We start from the raw sequence: 17,405 nt of genomic DNA on the forward strand, positions 1-17,405 counted from the left end.
ACTGCCTATGCAAATGCCTGCTCAAGCGCCACACCCGCGCCGGTCAACCCGGAATACGGCGCGGTCACCAACCACACCGGAATGCCTTTGAAGTAGTCGCTCATGCAGCCTTTGTCGGCGAAACTCTTGGCAAAGCCGCTGTTGATAAAGAAGTCGGCAAACCTCGGTATCACCCCGCCCACGATGTACACGCCACCGCGTCCACCGGTGGTCAGTACATTGTTGCCGGCAACGCGGCCCAGCCAGATGCTGAACTGGTCCAATACTTCCATCGCCACTGGGTCGCCGGCCAGGCCTGCGGCCGTGATGGCCTCGGGGGTTTCCAGTACCGGCGTGTGGCCGTCGACCGCGCAAATGGCACGGTACAGACGCGGCAAGCCGCCACCGCTCAAGGCGGTTTCGGCGCTGACGTGGCCGATCTCAGTGTAGATGTGCTGCCACAGCTGGGTTTCACGCGGGCTGCTGAGGGGCAGGTCGACATGCCCGCCCTCCCCAGGCAACGCCGCAAAACGGCCAGCGCCGAGGTCCAGCAGCGTCCCGACACCCAGGCCAGTGCCAGGGCCAATCACTACCGCCGGGCGCAATGGCTCTGGCGTACCCTCGCAGACCACGCGGAATTCGTCGGGCTTGAGGCGGGTCATGCCCAAGGCCATGGCCGAGAAGTCATTGACCAGCAGCAGTTCATCGACCTGCAACGTCTTGCAAAACGCAGTCTTGCTCAGGCGCCAGTGATTGTTGGTGAATTTAAATTCATCGCCGCTTACCGGCCCGGCCACCGACAGGCACACCGCACCGATGTCGCCGATTTCCAGGCCTTCCTCCTTGAGGTAAACCTTGATCGCGTCTTCAGGGCTGGAGTGATCCGCCGTGGCATGCACGCGGATCGAATGCAGTTCCTGATCGCGCCACAACGCAAAACGGGCGTTGGTGCCCCCGATATCACCGACCAGCGCAAGCTTCACTTAAGCGTCTCCAAGGCAGAGGTAAAGGCGCTGGCGCCCTGCTCTGCGGAGCTTGCGGCCAAGCGCATAAATGCAAACAGCTCGCGACCGGCCCCCACGTTATTGCCCAACAGGCCCGTGGCAGGCGCGCGCGCTGCGAATTCGTCGGCGTCCACCTTAAGCTCCAAGGTGCCCTTCACGCCATCCACGCGAATGATATCGCCATCGCGCACCCGCGCCAGTGGCCCGCCGCTCTGGGCTTCGGGGTTGACGTGGATCGCGGCGGGGATCTTACCCGACGCGCCGGACATACGCCCGTCTGTTACCAGTGCGACTTTGAAGCCACGGTCCTGCAACACGCCGAGGAACGGCGTCATCTTGTGCAATTCGGGCATGCCATTGGAGCGCGGGCCCTGGAAGCGCATGACGGCCACGAAGTCTTTTTCCAACTGACCGGCCTTGAACGCGTCGGCCAGGTCTTGCTGGTCCTGGAACACCACCGCCGGCGCTTCAACAATTTGATGTTCCGGAGCCACGGCAGACACTTTCATCACGCCGCGACCGAGGTTGCCTTCCATCACACGCAAGCCACCTTCCGGCGAGAACGCACGGGCCACGGGACGCAGGATGCTTTCGTCGAGGCTTTCGATCGGGCCGTCGCGCCAGATCAGCTCGCCGTCGACCAGGAACGGTTCCTGGGTGTAGCGGCTCAGGCCTTTGCCAGCCACGGTGTTGACGTCCTCGTGAAGCAGGCCGGCTTCGAGCAGCTCGCGGATCAGGAACGACATGCCGCCCGCCGCCTGGAAGTGGTTGATGTCGGCCTTGCCGTTTGGATACACGTGGGACAGGGTCGGCACCACCTCGGAGAGGTCAGCCATGTCGTCCCAGGTGAGAATAATGCCCGCCGACATGGCGATCGCCGGCATGTGCAGGGTGTGGTTGGTCGAACCACCGGTGGCGTTGAGGGCGATGATGGAGTTGACGATGGATTTCTCGTCGACGATCTCGCCGATCGGCATGAAGCTGCCGTTGGCCTTGGTCAGGCGGGTGACCTGGTGCGCGGCTTCGCGGGTCAGCGCATCGCGCAGCGGCGTGTACGGGTTGACGAACGAGGCGCCCGGCAGGTGCAGGCCCATCACTTCCATCAGCAACTGATTGGTGTTGGCGGTGCCGTAGAAGGTGCAGGTGCCAGGGCTGTGGTAGGACTTCATCTCCGATTCCAGCAGCTCTTCGCGGGTGGCCTTGCCTTCGGCGTAGCGCTGGCGCACGTCGGCTTTCTGCTTGTTGGAAATGCCCGACGGCATCGGGCCGCCCGGTACGAATATCATCGGCAAGTGGCCGTAGCGCAGCGCGCCCATCATCAGGCCGGGGACGATCTTGTCGCAAATGCCCAACATCAGCGCGGCATCGAACATGTTGTGGGACAGCGCTACCGCCGTGGACATGGCAATGACTTCACGGCTGAGCAGGCTCAGCTCCATGCCAGGCTCGCCCTGGGTCACGCCGTCACACATGGCGGGGGTGCCGCCGGCGAACTGGCCGACCGAGCCGACTTCGCGCAGGGCTTTCTTGATCTGTTCAGGGAAATGTTCGTACGGCTGGTGCGCCGAGAGCATGTCGTTATATGACGAAACAATTGCCACGTTGGCGGCATTCATCATGCGCAGACTATTTTTATCTTCAGTGCCGCAACCGGCCACGCCGTGGGCGAAGTTGGCGCATTGCAGCTTGCCGCGCATCGGACCGTCGGTGGCTGCACCGCGAATGAGCGCAAGGTAGGCCTCGCGGGTGGCGCGGCTGCGGGCGATAAGCCGTTCGGTGACCTCAAGAACGCGGGGATGCATGTGTAGAACTCCAGGCTAACGGATGTGGCGACCTGAGTGTCTATGCTGATCAAACGCCCGCAGCGCATGGGATGGCAGGGAGTCGTTTGGATCATCGGACCAGTTGATTCAGGTCACTCGTTGTAGATTGAACAAAATATTGCCACTAAAAAGGCTTGTTTTCTATTTTTATGCGAATAATCTTGTAATTCTTACAACAAATCGACGACAGGCACTCTCCAATGACTCTTCGTATCGCAATCAATGGTTTTGGCCGTATCGGCCGTAATGTCCTGCGCGCACTGTATACCCAAGGCTACCGCCAGGATTTGCAGATCGTCGCCATCAACGATCTGGGCGACAGTTCGATCAACGCCCACCTGCTCAAATACGACACCGTGCATGGCACTTTCGAAGCAGAGGTCGCCCACGATCAGGAAAGCCTGACCGTCAACGGTGACCGGATTGCCGTCAGTGCCATTCGCAACCCAGCCGACCTGCCGTGGGCTGCACACAAGATCGACGTGGTGTTCGAATGCACCGGCCTGTTCACCGACCGTGATAAGGCTGCCGCCCATATTACCGCCGGCGCGCGCAAGGTGATCATTTCCGCACCGGCCAAGGGCGCGGACGCGACCGTGGTCTATGGCGTCAACCACGACATTCTGCGTCAATCCCACCAGATCATCTCCAACGCTTCGTGCACCACCAACTGCCTGGCGCCTGTGGCTCAAGCGCTGCACCGCGAGCTGGGCATCGAAAGCGGCCTGATGACCACGATTCACGCCTACACCAACGACCAGAACCTGACCGACGTCTACCACACCGACCCGTATCGTGCGCGTTCGGCCACCCAGAACATGATCCCGAGCAAAACCGGCGCCGCTGAAGCCGTCGGCCTGGTGCTACCGGAACTGGCGGGCAAGCTGACCGGCATGGCGGTGCGTGTACCGGTGATCAACGTGTCGCTGGTGGACCTCACCGTGCAACTGAAGAAAGAAGCCACTGCCGAACAGGTCAACGCGCTGCTCAAGGATGCCAGCCAGCATTCGAAGATTCTGGGTTACAACACCCTGCCGCTGGTTTCCAGCGACTTCAACCACAACCCGTTGTCGTCGATCTTCGATGCCAATCACACCAAAGTCAGCGGCAAGTTGCTGAAAGTGCTGGCTTGGTATGACAACGAGTGGGGCTTCTCCAACCGTATGTTGGATAACTGCCTGGCGCTATGTAACGCCGAATAATCTTGTTTGCTCGGGACTTTGTGGGAGGGGGCTTGCCCCCGATGGCAGTGGATCAGTCACACTTAAGTTGACTGGCCCATCGCTATCGGGGGCAAGCCCCCTCCCACATTGGTTTGTGTAGAGCATGAGAAAAATAGCCACTTGCCATTTGCGTTGATGATAAGCATTATCATTAACTGCAAACCGGTCTGGTATCACTGTGAGCCAATCTCGCTTCAACCATGTCTTTCTCACCCAACGGGTGATTCTGCTTCGCACCTTGCAGCGGATGGTGAATAACCACAGCACCGCCGAGGACCTGTTGCAGGAAACCTACCTGCGCGTCACTCGGGCCCTGAGCGAGCGGCCGATCGATCACCTTGAACCCTTCGTCTTTCAGACGGCGCGCAACCTGGCGCTGGACCATCTGCGTGCGCGCAAGATCCAGGCCCGCACGCTGCAGGAAGATGTTCCGCTGGATGTCCTGCAAAGCGTCGCCGCCCCCATCAGTACCCCCGAAGATGCCACCCAGGCCGAGCAAATGCTCGAAGCCCTGAGCGTCAGCCTCGGCCAGTTGAGCGCCCGCCAACAACAGATCTTCATCCTCAGCCGCCTGCATGGTTGCAGTTACCAGGAGATCGCCGATCAGTTGGAAGTGTCCTTGAGCACCGTGCAAAAGGAACTCAAATTGATTATGGCTATCTGCGTAGGTGTGGCCGAACGGCTGGATCGGCCTTAAGCTTCACCCGACAGAAGCGTCGATCCCAGCTGCAAGAAAGTTGAATAGAACGTGGCGAAGACCCGAGGAACACCGTGACGGACCCGAATAAACTGCGCCCTCTAGAGCTGGCTCATGAGGTGTTGCAAGACACGGCCATGGACCAAGCCCTTGACTGGCTGATCGCCTTGCAGTGCCCGCAACCCGGGCAACAGACCGAATTCGAAGCCTGGCTGGCCAGCGATCCCGCCCACGTCCACGCCTTCGCCAAGGCCCAGGCCGCCTGGGGGGGCGCGCCGGTTCAGAGTGCCGCCGTCGCACTGGCCGTACCGCGCAAGCCCAGCGCCTGGCGCCGCATCAAACCGCATTGGAAACCGCTGGCCACCGCCGCTGTGCTGCTGATCGGCCTGTTCAGCTTCAGCAACCTGCCGGTGCGTCTGCAAGCCGACCACCTCACCGTGGTGGGCGAACGCCAGCGCCTGCAACTGGATGACGGCTCCAAAGTGTTGCTGAACACCAACTCGGCATTTTCCAGCAGTATCAAGGACCATCAGCGCCTCGCCCGCCTGTACCAGGGCGAGGCGTTTTTCGAAGTCGTGCCCAGCCACGGCCTGCCCCTGGAAATCGACGCCGGCCCCGTGCGCGCCAGCGTGCGCGACACCGCTTTTGCCGTGCGTTACCTGAATGGCGAAGCCCAAGTGCAAGTGCAACGCGGCGATGTCGACCTGAGCAACACTTTCAACGATGCCCGCGTGCGCCTGCGCGCTGGGGAAAGTATCCGCATCGGGCCCAAGGGTTTTGGCCAGCCGGCCAAGCTGGACGCCAACAAGGATCTGGCCTGGGTGCAAGGCCGGCTGATCTTCGAAAACTGCCCGATGAGCGAAGTGCTCGCCGAGCTGCGCCGTTATTATCCCGGCTGGATCGTCAACACCAATGATCAACTGGCCAGCGTCGCCGTCACCGGCAATTACCGCCTCGACCAGCCCCTGGACGTGGTGCGCTCCCTGGCCCACATCACTTCGGCCAAGCTGTCGGAATACCCGGCGCTGGTGATCTTGAACTAAATGAGAATTATTTTTACTCGATAGCGGAGGATGGTACGTCTCGTCTTAGCCAATGCAACTGATTCCTATTTGTCTCAGTTCGCAACTATAAGATTCGTACCCCGGAGCGCTCTCGATGTCCTCTCGTTTCAACCGCCGGTCCTCTTCGCCCGTCCTGTCCTTGCTGACCGCGGCCATCCTGCTGGCCGGTGCGCCGGTGATGACGGCCACCGCCGCCGAACCTGCTGCACGCAGCCACGGCAACTACAACTTCAGCATCGAGCAACAATCGCTGGTCTCGGCCCTCAACGCCTTTACCGCTGTGACCGGTTGGCAAGTCGGCCTGCCCGCTGAGTTGGGCCAGGGTGTGTCGTCCCCAGGCGTACGCGGCCCGTTGTCGCCGGAAAAAGCTTTGGACCGGCTGTTGGTGGGGACCAACCTGAGCTATCGCAAACTGGGCAGCAACAACATCGTCTTGGAAAAGCGCGCAGCGGGGAGCACCCTCAACCTGTAACAGGTGACCATCAGCGCCACCCGCAATGAGCAGGGCGTGAGCAGCGTACCGAGCACCGTCAGCGTGCATGATCGCGAAGAGCTGGACCGCCAGAACGTGAATACCATCCGTGAACTGGTGCGTTATGAGCCCAACGTTTCGGTAGGCGGTGCCGGTGGCCGCTCGAGCAATTCGGGCTACAACATTCGTGGCATCGACGGCGACCGCATCCTCACCCAAGTGGATGGTGTGGAAGTGCCGGACAACTTCTTCAACGGCCCTTACGCCAAGACCCGTCGCAACTACGTCGACCCGGAAATCGTCAAGCGCGTCGAGATTCTGCGCGGCCCGGCCTCGGCCCTGTACGGCAGCAGCGCCATCGGCGGTGCGGTGAGTTACTTCACCCTCGACCCGGACGACATCATCAAACCCGGCAAGGACGTCGGCGCCCGCCTCAAGACCGGCTACAGCTCCGCCGATGAAAGCTGGCTGACCTCCGGCACCGTCGCCGGACGCGTGCAAGACTTCGACGGCTTGCTGCACCTGAGCCAGCGCAACGGCCATGAGATGGAATCCTATGATGGCAACAACGCCACGGGGCTGGCGCGTACCGGTGCCAACCCCGAGGATGCGCGCACAACCAATGTGCTGGCCAAACTGGGTTGGAATTATGGCGATGACAACCGACTTGGCCTGACTTACGAGAAGTTCAAGGACGATCGCGACGTCAACCTTAAAAATGCCGTGGGCGGCCCATTCACCGGCGGGCGCGGCTTCAACTTCTACCGTGCGCGGTCGGGCAACGACACCATCACCCGCGAGCGTTTTGGTATCGAAAACCGCTTTGCCCTGGACTCGCCGATTGCCGATCAGATCAAGACCAGCCTCAACTACCAGATCGCCAAGACCGACCAGACCACCGCCGAAATCTACCAGCCGTCGCGCCGTGTCTTGCGCACCCGCGAAACCCTTTACGAAGAAAAGCAGTGGGTGTTCGACGCCCAGTTGGACAAGGCCTTCAGCCTGGGTGAAACCGATCACCAACTGACCTATGGCACCACCCTCAAGCAACAGAAAGTCACCGGCTCCCGAGAAGGCGCAGCCAGTTGCCTGGCTGTTGGCGGCGGTTGCACGGCCATCGGCGCGCCCAGTCCGATTGCCAGCGACAGCGTAAAGAAGGCCAGTGACTTCCCGGACCCGACCATCAACACCTACTCGTTGTTCGCACAGGACCAGATCACTTGGGACAAATGGACCTTCCTGCCCGCCGTGCGTTACGACTACACCCAACTCAAACCCAAGTTGACTGAAGAGTTCCTCAACACTGTCGACCCGACGCGGATCTACGCCCACAGTGACAAGGAAAAAACCTGGCACCGTGTGACGCCCAAATTCGGTCTGACCTATGCACTGACGGATCACTACACCTGGTTTGGTCAATACGCTGAAGGCTTCCGCACCCCGTCTGCCAAAGCCTTGTACGGCCGCTTTGAAAACCTGCAGCAGGGCTACACCGTCGAGCCCAACCCCGACCTCAAGCCCGAAAGCAGCAAGGGCGTGGAAACCGGGATTCGCGGCAATTTCGATTCCGGTTCGTTTGATATCGCCGTGTTCTACAACAAATACCGCGACTTCATCGACGAGGACGCCTCCGTCGCCGGTAGTACCTCACAGCAATTCGAAGCCAACAACATCAAGCACGCCACCATCAAGGGGATCGAAGCCAAAGGGCGCCTGAACCTCGATGCATTCGGCGCACCGCAAGGCCTGTACACCCAGGGTTCGGTTGGCTACACCTATGGCCGCAACGATGATAATGGCGAGGCGCTCAACAGCGTCAACCCGCTCAAGGGCGTATTCGGTTTGGGCTACGACCAGGACAACTACGGCGGCCTTTTGAGCTGGACACTGGTGAAAAAGCAGAACCGCGTCGACAGCACCACTTTTCACGCGCCTGACGGCAGCACCACTGGCCCCTTCAAGACCCCAGGCTTTGGCATCGTCGACCTGACCGGTTTCTACAAAGTCACCAACGACGTGACCATCAATGGCGGCCTCTACAACCTCACCGACAAGAAATACTGGAACTGGGACGACGTACGCAGCTACGACGGCGTCGGCGAAGCCGGCGTGACCTCCCCGGCCAACCTCGACCGCCTGACCCAGCCAGGTCGCAACTTTGCGATCAACGTGATCTGGGACATTTAAACCGCCCCTCTCACCTCGTCGAAATTTCATCGACGAGGTGAGGATTTTTTACTGTGCCGCGTCTTCTTGTTCGTCTAGTTGATAACAGCTCTCTTTAGGGCACCCAGGCGCTCCCCTTCTCAAGGACTTTTTCATGACCGCTTCTCCTACCGCAGAACGCCCAAGCCTGCGCTCCCAGCGCCTGAACCAGATCACCAACGAGCCGCATACCAAGCTCGACGCCCTGGTCAAAGCCCACGCGCCGTTCGAAACCCAGGCCAATTTCGCGCGTTTCGTGGTCGCGCAATACCTGTTCCAGTCGGAGCTGGTAGCGCTGTACAACGATGCCGAATTGATCAAGATCGTGCCGGACCTGGCCGCACGTTGCCGCGCCGAAGCCGCCAAGCTGGACCTGGGTGACCTCGACACCGAAGTGCCTGCACCGGTCGCCGGTGCCGTGAAGAATCCGAGCAAGGCCGAAGCCTTGGGCTGGCTGTTCGTGTCCGAAGGCTCCAAACTGGGCGCTGCGTTCCTGATCAAGCGCGCCGTGGGCCTGGGCCTGAGCGAAACCTTCGGTGCCCGTCACCTGGGTGAGCCGGCCGGTGGCCGTGCTGAAGGGTGGAAAAGCTTCACCCGTACGCTCGATGCCCTGGAATTCAGCGCCGAAGAAGAAGCCGCGGTGGAAAAAGGCGCGATCGACGCGTTTGTGCGCTTCACCGTGCTGCTGGAACAGGCGTACGCTAGCGCCCCTGAACTGGCGTAATGTACCGGTCGAAACCGGATCAATGTGGGAGCTGGCTTGCCTGCGATAGCGGTGCGTCAGGTATAGATGCAGTGACTGACACACTGCTATCGCAGGCAAGCCAGCTCCCACACTTGATCGCATTTCAGCTCAGATAATCCGCATTTTCCCTACCAGATAAGCTTCACCATGACCGGCAAAACCCAATCCACCTCGAAAATCGCCCGGATCCTCTTCGGCCTGCTGGCCTACGTCAGCCTGGGCATAGGGTTGATAGCGATTGTCGTGCCGGGGTTGCCCACCACCGAATTCATCCTGCTCGCCGCCTGGGCCGCCACCAAAAGTTCACCGCGCCTCAGCGCCTGGCTGGAAAACCACCGGCTGTTCGGGCCGATCCTGTTCAATTGGCGCAACGGCAAGATCATCGCCCGTCGTGCCAAAGTCAGCGCCACAGTGAGCATGCTGCTGTGCGCCATGTTGATGCTGGTGATGCTCGACCACGGCTGGCCGATCTACCTGGCGATTGCCGGGATGAGCCTGGGCAATCTGTGGATCTGGTCACGTCCGGAGCGGCTTGTAGCGCCCGTATAACGTAGCGTGTAGGGTTTTTTCTACCGCTCATCGCCTCTCTCTCATGAATTGAATCATGACGCCGATGTTTCAGACATAGCGCTGAATGGACTTGGCCTGCACTGCGTGCCTTCCAACAAGTCCATTCGTGAGTGAACCTATGTTCGACACCCTCTCCATTCGCTTGAAAATCGTGCTGCTATCAGGCCTTTGCCTCTTGGGGGTCATCGCACTGATCATCAGCATCAACCTCTACGAAACCAATCAGAACGATCAGCTGATCAGCGATTCAAGCTCGCGAATGCTCACCAACAGTGTGCAAAACCTGCTGCAATCCAAAGCCGCCGAACAGGCCGTGCAATTGCAGAAAACCTTTGGCGAAAACCTGCTGGTGGTGACCGCCCTCGCCGACCAGGTCAAGGACTTGCGCGCCCTGGCGGCCAAGCGTTCGCTGGAGCCTGGCGCGTTGCGGGAAGAACTCAACCAGAGCCTCAAGACCACCTTCGAGCGCAACAGCAAAGTGCTGGGTATCTGGCTCTCATTCGAACCCAATGGACTGGATGGCAAGGACAGCGAATTCATCGGCGACAAGGCCCGCGTGTCCAACGAAAAAGGCCGTTTCTCCAGCTACTGGAGCCGCGCCGGCGGTGAAGGGCTGAACACCATCATGGTTGAAGAAGACCTGACCAAGACCACCCCCAACCTCAGCGGCACGCCCTACAACATCTGGTACACCTGCCCACGTGATACGCGCAGAGTGTGCCTGCTCGACCCCTACGCCGATGAAGTGGCCGGCAAGCAGATGCTGATGACCACCATTGCCTTGCCGCTGATCGTGGACGGCAAAGTCATCGGCGTGGTCGGTGTCGACATCGCCCTCAACACCCTGCAAGCAGTGACGGACGCGGCGCAAAAAGAACTCTTCGACGGCGCGGCGCATCTGGAGATCCTGTCCAGCACCGGCCTGATCGCGGCGTCTAGCGGCCAACCGGACAAGGTCGGCAAAAACCTGATCGACATTATCGGCGCCGAAGGCAAGGAGATCGTGCAGTTGCTGGCCAGTGACAGCCACGTCAACCGTGAACAAGGCGATACGATTCGTGCGGTTTACTCAGTCAGCCCCATCGCCGATGCAAAAGCTTGGGGCGTAGTGATCAAACTGCAAAAACAGGTAATGTTGGCCGACTCGGTGAAACTCCAAGACGTGCTTGATCAAGCCCAGGCCAGCGGTACCATCAAAGCCCTGCTGGTGGGTGCCGCCGCCGGCCTGCTGGGCTTACTGCTGATCTGGCTGACCGCCACCGGCGTAACCCGCCCAATCAACAGCGTGGCCGCCATGCTCAAGGACATCGCCAGCGGCGACGGCGACCTGACTCAACGCTTGGCTTACGCCAAGAAGGACGAGTTGGGTGAACTGGTCAACTGGTTCAACCGCTTCCTCGACAAGCTGCAACCGACCATTGCCCAGATCAAACAAAGCATCACCGAAGCCCGTGGCACCGCCGATCAGTCATCGGCCATCGCGCGCCAGACCAGCGAAGGCATGCAAGTGCAGTTCCGCGAAATCGACCAGGTGGCTACCGCGTCCAACGAGATGAGCGCCACCGCTCATGACGTCGCCAACAGCGCCTCCAATGCCGCCAGCGCGGCACGCGGGGCTGATCAGTCGGCGCGCGAAGGCATGTCGATCATCGAGCAGAGCACTCGCGACATCACCACCCTGGCTGAAGAAGTCAGCAAGGCCGTGGGCGAAGTCGAAGCCTTGGCGGTCAACAGCGAGCAGATCGGTTCGGTGCTGGAAGTGATCCGCAGCATCGCCGAGCAGACCAACCTGCTGGCGCTGAACGCCGCCATCGAAGCGGCACGCGCCGGGGAAAGCGGCCGTGGCTTTGCGGTGGTGGCCGACGAAGTGCGCAACCTGGCCAAGCGCACCCAGGACTCCGTGGAGGAAATCCGCCTGGTGATCGAACGCATCCAGAGCGGCACCCGTGGCGTGGTGGCCACTATGCATTCAAGCCAGAGCCAAGCCCAGAGCAATGCCGGGCAGATCCATCAAGCGGTGCAGGCCTTGGGCAAGATCAGCGATGCGGTGACCGTGATCAGCGACATGAACCTGCAAATCGCCAGCGCCGCCGAACAACAGAGCGCCGTGGCCGAAGAGGTCAACCGCAACGTCTCGGCGATCCGTACCGTGACCGAAACCCTCACCGGCCAGGCCACCGAGTCGGCGGCCATCAGCAGCCAACTCAATGCGTTGGCCAGCCAGCAGATGAAGTTGATGGATCAGTTCAGGGTTTAAACGCCATTCCAGGCACTGACAAACGCCGCTACATCTTCCTTGGGCGCTGTACGCGGCGGGTTTTGCGGCGTGCCCAGGTAGAGGAAGCCAATCACTTCCTCATCGGCCGTAAGGCCCAGGCCTTTGGCAACGTGGGCCGAGTAGGACAGTTCACCCGTGCGCCACACGGCGCCAATCCCCTGGGCATACGCCGCCAGCAGGATGCCGTGGGCCGCACAGGCGGCTGCCAGCAATTGTTCGGATTTCGGCACCTTGAAATGTTCCTGCAAACGGGCAATCACCACCACCACCAACGGCGCACGCAACGGGCCGTTCTGGGCCTTGTCGATGGCGGCTTGCGGCGCATCGGCGTCTTGCAGGCGTGCAGCTTCAGCCAGCAACGTGCCCATCTGTTCACGGGCGGCACCTTCTACGGTGAGGAAGCGCCACGGGCGCAGTTGGCCGTGGTCAGGCGCGCGCAGGGCGGCGGCGAACAGCACGTCGCGCTGCTCCTGGGTCGGCGCCGGTTCCAGCAGACGCGGCACGGAAACACGGTTGAGCAAAGCGTCGAGAGCCTGCATTGGCCACCTCCAGAGAAAAATGTGCGGCCATTCTAGCGGGAATGAATCGGGTTCGACCAAACGATAATTGCTCTTATTCATTGCGCCCCGCCCTGTTAGACTTTGCGACCTTATTTTTCGTCTTCGTCCGGGAAACTCGATGTTCCGTTCGCTTTTTCGCCTGTCCGCAGCCGTGCTGGCCTTGAGCCTGAGCGCCTGCGATGACGCGCCCAGGTTTACCAAGGCCGAGCCGGGTGAATCACGGGCGGGCGGCGCTGCGACGGTGAACAAGCGCGACCAGAATGCATTTTCCCTGCCGTCGGCCAACCTGTCGCCCACCCGCCGCTTGGACTTCAGCGTGGGCAACAGCTTCTTTCGCAGCCCCTGGGTGATCGCGCCGTCCACTACCACCGCGCGTGATGGCTTGGGCCCACTGTTCAATACCAATGCGTGCCAGAACTGCCATATAAAAGACGGACGTGGACATCCGCCATTGCCCGACGCCCCCAATGCGGTGTCGATGCTGGTACGCCTGTCGATTCCGGATGCAGCGCCGTATGCCAAGCTCATCGAACAGGTCGGCGTGGTGCCCGAGCCGGTCTACGGCGGGCAACTGCAGGACATGGCCGTGCCGGGCGTGCTGCCTGAAGGCAAGGTGCGAGTCGACTACACACCGGTCAACGTGACGTTCAAGGACGGCACGGTGGTCGAGTTGCGCAAGCCGGACCTGCAAATCACCCAGCTCGGCTACGGCCCGATGCATCCGGATACGCGTTTTTCCGCACGCATCGCCCCGCCCATGATCGGTCTGGGCCTGCTCGAAGCCATCAGCGACGCCGATATCCTGCGCAACACCGACCCGAAGACCGCCGACAAAGAAGCCATCGTCGGCCGCGCCAATTGGGTCTGGGACGACGCCCAGCAAAAAACCGTGCTCGGGCGATTTGGCTGGAAAGCCGGGCAACCCAACCTCAATCAACAAAATGTTCACGCGTTTTCTGGTGATATGGGCCTCACCACCTCGTTGAGACCCTTCGATGACTGCACCGATGCCCAAGTCGCCTGCAAACAGGCCCCCAACGGCAATGGCCCCGATGGCGAGCCGGAAGTCAGCGACAACATCCTGCGCCTGGTGCTGTTCTATACCCGTAACCTCGCCGTACCGGCGCGCCGTGGCGTCAACACGCCGCAGGTGCTGGCCGGCAAAAACCTGTTCTACCAGGCCGGTTGCCAGGGTTGCCACAAACCCGTGTTCACCACGGCGGCCAATGCCGCTGAACCTGAGCTGGCCAACCAAGTGATTCGTCCGTACAGCGATCTGCTGTTGCACGACATGGGCGAAGGCCTGGCCGACAACCGTAGCGAATTCAAAGCCGGTGGCCGCGATTGGCGCACGCCGCCGTTGTGGGGCATCGGCCTGACACAAACCGTGAGTGGCCACACCCAGTTCTTGCATGACGGCCGCGCCCGCAACCCGCTGGAGGCCGTGCTGTGGCACGGCGGTGAAGCACAAGCGGCGCAGCAGCATGTGTTGTCCTTTAATGCCGAGCAGCGCGCTGCGTTGCTGGCGTTCCTGAATTCTTTATAAGCTTCGCCCCAATTACAGAAGGGAGCTCGACATGTTCCGTCCCAAGTTGTTGTTCACCAGCCTGGCCGCCCTCGCCCTCGGCGCCTGCTCGCCGCAAGACCCGCAAGCGGTGACCTCGGCGGCCATTGCCAAGCAAGTGATCCTGCCGACCTACAGCCGTTGGGTCGAAGCCGACCGCCAACTGGCCGTCAGCGCCCTGGCCTACTGCCAAGGCAAAGAGAGCCTGGACACTGCCCGTGCCGACTTCCTGCATGCGCAAAAGGCCTGGGCCGAGCTGCAACCGCTGTTGATCGGCCCGCTGGCCGAAGGCAACCGTTCGTGGCAGGTGCAGTTCTGGCCAGACAAGAAGAACCTGGTCGGCCGCCAGGTCGAGCAGTTGGTCGCCAGCCAGCCGCAGATCGATGGCGCCGCCCTGGCCAAGTCCAGCGTGGTGGTGCAAGGCCTGTCGGCCTACGAATACATCCTCTATGACGCCAAGACCGATATTGCCGACGACGCACAAAAGGCCCGTTACTGCCCGCTGCTGGTGGCCATCGGCGACCGTCAGAAGGCCCTGGCCGAAGAAATCCTGGCCAGCTGGAACAGCACCGACGGCATGCTGGCGCAGATGACCAAGTTTCCGAACCAGCGTTACGCCGATTCCCACGAAGCCATTGCCGATCTGCTGCGCGTCCAAGTGACCGCACTGGACACCCTGAAGAAAAAACTTGGCACGCCGATGGGCCGCCAGACCAAGGGCATCCCGCAGCCATTCCAAGCCGATGCATGGCGCAGCCAGTCGTCCCTGCAAAGCCTCGAAGCCAGCCTCGCCGCCGCCCAGACCGTATGGGTCGGCGTCGACAACAAAGGCCTGCGTGGCCTGCTGCCGTCCGAACAGAAGCCGCTGGCCGACAAGATCGACGCCGCCTATGCCGCGTCCCTCAAACTGTTCGCCAGCAACCAGCGCACCCTCAATGAACTGCTGGCCGACGACGCCGGGCGCCAGCAGCTCAACGATATCTACGACAGCCTCAACGTCGTCCACCGCCTGCACGAAGGCGAATTGGCCAAGGCGCTGGGTATCCAACTGGGCTTTAACGCCAACGACGGTGACTGATGATGCTCAGGCGACAGGCTTTGGCGGTTGGCAGCGTGCTGCTCAGTGCACTCACTTTGGGCGGCTGGACGCTGTTCAAAGGGAAAGACAAGGGCCCGCTGCTGCTGTCGGCGCGGGATGATGCAGACGGCAAGCACTACGCCGTGGGCTATCGCCTGGACGGCAAGCAAGTGTTTGCTACCCAGGTCGGCCAACGCTGCCACGACATCATCAACCACCCTACGCTGCCGATTGCGCTGTTTGTCGCCCGCCGCCCGGGCACCGAGAGTTACCTGATCGACCTGCGCGATGGCACGCTGCTGCAAACCATCACCTCCAAGGCCAATCGCCACTTCTATGGCCACGCGGTCATTCACAAGAGCGGCGACTGGCTGTACGCCACCGAGAACGACACGACCGACCCCGGCCGTGGCCTGCTCGGCGTGTACCGGTTCGAAGGCGAGCGGCTGGTGCATACCGGCGAGATCTCCACCCACGGCATCGGCCCGCACCAAGTGTCGTGGATGCCCGACGGTGAGACGCTGGTGGTCGCCAACGGCGGCATTCGCACCGAAGCCGAAAGCCGCGTGGAAATGAACCTCAACGCCATGGAGCCAAGCCTGGTGCTGATGCACCGCGATGGCACGCTGATCAGCAAGGAAACCCTGGGCCAGCAGATGAACAGCGTGCGCCATATGGGGATCGCCAGCGACGGTACTATCCTTACCGGACAGCAGTTCATGGGGGCGTCACAGGAGCGTTCCGAGTTGTTGGCAATCAAACGGCCGGGCCAGCCATTCGTGGCGTTCCCGGTGGCCAATGAGCAGTTGCAGGCCATGGGGCACTACACCGCCAGCGTCGCGGTACACAGCGAGTTGCGCCTGGTCGCGTTGACGGCTCCTCGGGGCAACCGCTTCTTTATCTGGGACATGGACAGTGGCGAGTTGCGCCTGGATGGACCGCTACCCGACTGTGCTGGAGTCGGCGCGGTCGAGGATGGCTTTGTCGTGACCTCCGGCCAAGGCCGTTGCCGGTTCTACGATTGCCGCCAGAAACCGTTGGTAGCAAAACCGTTGGAATTGCCGGCAGGGCTCTGGGATAACCATCTGCATCTGATTTGACGGGTTTATGTCTATAGACCGCAGGCCAAAGCAGATAAAATTTGGTGGAAAAAAAAGGGCCTCGCATCGCAAGGCCCTTTCCTGGGGGTTTGAATCGTTTCAACTCTGTGGCCTCATCCCTTGAGACATGCCGAACATGAACAGCAACAACTCATGATCAGGCTTGGCCGCAGTGCTCGCCTTGGCGACGCGCGGCAACAGGCATTGCGCGCCACCCTGCGTTGCACTGAGCACCTGTGTGCGAGGCTGTTCCCAGGCCGCCAGCGCCAAGGCTGCAACGCCCAGCGCCCCGACCAAAAACAAACCTCGTGCTATTTCTAGCTTCATCTGGTTAAACCCTTGATAGCGCTGCCAAACGCCGTCTCGTAAAAGTAGCTGAGTTTCTTCCAGTCCGCGTCATTCCACGACGAATGGCGGCGCAGTTGCAGCATGTCATGGGAAGCGGCCCGATAAGCGGTCAAGCGCTGGCGGCATTTCTCGAAATCCAGCAGCGCCACTTCGACGTTGGCCGAGTCGCCCTGGCCAGTCACCCTTACAAAAATGTGCTTGATATACAGGCAACCATGCTGCCAGCGCCCTCGGTGCATACGCGCCAGGGTACCGGCCAATTCCTTGAGCACGCGCTCATGCACCAACTCGCCGTACTGTTCACGACCACCGGCGGCGTACCAGTTTTCGATTTCGTCGAAGCCGTCGAGGGCTGCGGTCACCAGCAGTGCCTGCCAGCGGTGCTCAGGGTCGCGGCGCGCCTCGCAAAAAACCATTTCGGGCACGCGTACATCCAACAGGCGCAGGCCCTTGATCGCATCCCGCTCACGCAACACGGTGGGACGGCCAAACGGGTGTAACCAACTGCGGTAGATATGTCCGGTCTGACGCTTGCTGTAAAGCAAACGTCCATTGGCGCTCATCACGCGCTGCACGCCGCTTTCTCCACCTCGCCGACGGTTGGGTTCTTCAACCCATTCGCCCTGCTGGCGCCAGAAGTAATCAAATCGTTCTTCGGGAGCTACATGACTGCCTGCTATGCACTCAACTGCCAT

The 17,405-nt window shown here is 61.0% G+C and carries 14 protein-coding genes and 1 pseudogene; 10 read left to right on the forward strand and 5 right to left on the reverse strand.

The features are described 5' to 3' along the window. Positions 1–5: 5 nt before the first annotated feature. Both WH299_RS11300 and edd read right to left on the reverse strand, forming a co-directional pair. Positions 6–962, reverse strand: coding sequence for a glucokinase (locus WH299_RS11300; protein ID WP_010208037.1), 957 nt, complete (start codon positions 960–962; stop codon positions 6–8). Continuing rightward, positions 959–2,785: a phosphogluconate dehydratase gene (gene edd / locus WH299_RS11305; RefSeq protein WP_028617778.1), complete on the reverse strand. Its 1,827-nt coding sequence runs from the start codon at positions 2,783–2,785 to the stop codon at positions 959–961. Before edd ends, WH299_RS11300 begins: the two co-directional genes overlap by 4 nt. A 221-nt stretch (positions 2,786–3,006) precedes the next feature. On the opposite strand from edd, the gene gap reads away from it, so the two are divergent. From gap to WH299_RS11340, 7 genes and pseudogenes are all read left to right on the forward strand, one after another. Further along, positions 3,007–4,008 carry a type I glyceraldehyde-3-phosphate dehydrogenase gene (gap, locus tag WH299_RS11310; RefSeq protein WP_339550307.1) on the forward strand — a complete coding sequence of 334 codons (1,002 nt, stop codon included), beginning with the start codon at positions 3,007–3,009 and terminating at the stop codon, positions 4,006–4,008. Between the two features lie 199 nt (positions 4,009–4,207). After that, positions 4,208–4,726: an RNA polymerase sigma factor gene (locus WH299_RS11315; protein WP_122728616.1), complete on the forward strand. Its 519-nt coding sequence runs from the start codon at positions 4,208–4,210 to the stop codon at positions 4,724–4,726. Positions 4,727–4,800: 74 nt separating this feature from the next. Continuing rightward, a complete protein-coding gene (locus tag WH299_RS11320) occupies positions 4,801–5,769 on the forward strand; it encodes a FecR family protein (protein WP_339550309.1) in 969 nt (322 codons plus the stop codon). Between the two features lie 115 nt (positions 5,770–5,884). Next, positions 5,885–8,449, forward strand: a pseudogene (locus tag WH299_RS11325) (TonB-dependent receptor). A 133-nt stretch (positions 8,450–8,582) separates the two neighbouring features. Then, positions 8,583–9,191 carry a biliverdin-producing heme oxygenase gene (locus WH299_RS11330; RefSeq protein ID WP_123478493.1) on the forward strand — a complete coding sequence of 203 codons (609 nt, stop codon included), beginning with the start codon at positions 8,583–8,585 and terminating at the stop codon, positions 9,189–9,191. Between the two features lie 168 nt (positions 9,192–9,359). Continuing rightward, positions 9,360–9,761 carry a YbaN family protein gene (locus WH299_RS11335; protein WP_122728624.1) on the forward strand — a complete coding sequence of 134 codons (402 nt, stop codon included), beginning with the start codon at positions 9,360–9,362 and terminating at the stop codon, positions 9,759–9,761. 139 nt (positions 9,762–9,900) lie between these two features. Then, positions 9,901–12,039, forward strand: a complete 2,139-nt coding sequence (locus WH299_RS11340; protein WP_122728626.1) for a methyl-accepting chemotaxis protein — start codon at positions 9,901–9,903, stop codon at positions 12,037–12,039. Here WH299_RS11340 and WH299_RS11345 read toward each other — a convergent pair. Further along, positions 12,036–12,599, reverse strand: coding sequence for an NAD(P)H nitroreductase (locus tag WH299_RS11345; protein WP_126570693.1), 564 nt, complete (start codon positions 12,597–12,599; stop codon positions 12,036–12,038). The two genes, WH299_RS11340 and WH299_RS11345, sit on opposite strands and share 4 nt — an antisense overlap. 139 nt (positions 12,600–12,738) lie before the next feature. Here WH299_RS11345 and WH299_RS11350 point away from each other — a divergent pair, with 139 nt between their 5' ends. Genes WH299_RS11350 through WH299_RS11360 form a run of 3 tightly spaced genes read left to right on the forward strand, consistent with a single transcriptional unit; the run spans position 12,739 to position 16,362 of the window. After that, complete coding sequence (locus WH299_RS11350) at positions 12,739–14,166, forward strand: di-heme oxidoreductase family protein (RefSeq protein WP_339550310.1); 1,428 nt, start codon at positions 12,739–12,741, stop codon at positions 14,164–14,166. 31 nt (positions 14,167–14,197) lie between these two features. After that, positions 14,198–15,262: an imelysin family protein gene (locus tag WH299_RS11355; protein ID WP_016975505.1), complete on the forward strand. Its 1,065-nt coding sequence runs from the start codon at positions 14,198–14,200 to the stop codon at positions 15,260–15,262. Positions 15,263–15,264: 2 nt separating this feature from the next. Beyond that, entirely contained in the window at positions 15,265–16,362 is a 1,098-nt protein-coding gene (locus tag WH299_RS11360; protein ID WP_339550329.1) for a DUF1513 domain-containing protein, read from the forward strand. A 99-nt stretch (positions 16,363–16,461) separates the two neighbouring features. Here WH299_RS11360 and WH299_RS11365 read toward each other — a convergent pair whose 3' ends face one another. Beyond that, positions 16,462–16,689 (reverse strand): hypothetical protein, encoded by a 228-nt coding sequence (locus tag WH299_RS11365; RefSeq protein WP_028617789.1) that lies wholly within the window; start codon positions 16,687–16,689, stop codon positions 16,462–16,464. Beyond that, a complete protein-coding gene (locus tag WH299_RS11370) occupies positions 16,686–17,405 on the reverse strand; it encodes a lipopolysaccharide kinase InaA family protein (RefSeq protein WP_028617790.1) in 720 nt (239 codons plus the stop codon). Before WH299_RS11370 ends, WH299_RS11365 begins: the two co-directional genes overlap by 4 nt.

The organism is Pseudomonas sp. MYb541, from assembly GCF_037479595.1.
GTDB classification, from domain to species: Bacteria; Pseudomonadota; Gammaproteobacteria; order Pseudomonadales; family Pseudomonadaceae; genus Aquipseudomonas; species Aquipseudomonas canadensis.